Source organism: Burkholderia sp. DN3021 (genome assembly GCF_049805555.1).
GTDB lineage: Bacteria > Pseudomonadota > Gammaproteobacteria > Burkholderiales > Burkholderiaceae > Burkholderia > Burkholderia pyrrocinia_C.
Genome location: NZ_JBNCAB010000264.1, coordinates 1 through 658, shown reverse-complemented (window position 1 = coordinate 658; position 658 = coordinate 1). Strand labels below are relative to the sequence as shown.

The window sequence follows — 658 nt, the reverse complement described above, 5'->3', positions numbered from 1 at the left end:
CAACCGGAAACGGCCCCATTCGAGCCTGGCGGATCAGACGCCGGATGAGGCATACTTCGCGACGCTGCCTGCGATCAAATCGGCAGCATGACTGCCTCGGACATTCCACTTAAAAATATCGAAAACCTGTCCGAACGAGCGAGACCACCTGTGTTGCTGGCTGACTATCGAGCGCAGTTAGGTCTGGGTGGCGCTGCGGGGTGAAGCGCCAGATTTTGCATTCGAAGGACGGAGTTTCGCGAAACCCGCATCCTGAGAGGTCATTGATTTTTAACGAGATTTATAACGAAACCGCCAGATTTTGCACGAAAAGGACGATTACCCCTGTCAGCTCCGCCGAGCTTGCCTTCCCGTGCAGCTTTGACCCAGTTGGAAATCGATTGCGCCAGCACGTCCAGCGTCGTGGCTACCGCCGCAACGCTCTGGTCTGCCTTGACCAGCCGAACGGCTTCCAGCTTGAATTCGAGCGTGTAGCGTGCCCGCTTCGTTTTGTTCATCTTCTTCTTGACTCTCCTTGCTTGAGTTTAAACGCTCAGCAAGGGATTCGTTTTTCGGGGGCAAGCTCACATGTCGGCCGGCGTGCCGTTGCGATCGCGGGGCGTCGAATGATTGAAGCGGAACTGAAATCTTTCGGTGACATGCACGCGATACCTTGGTG

Annotated in this window: 1 pseudogene; it reads right to left on the bottom strand. The window is 55.5% G+C overall.

Annotated features, from left to right (window positions below):
• Nucleotides 1-326: 326 nt before the first annotated feature.
• Nucleotides 327-497 (bottom strand): annotated as a pseudogene (locus ACPUER_RS37005) (transposase); the annotation flags it as partial.
• Nucleotides 498-658 lie beyond the last annotated feature (161 nt).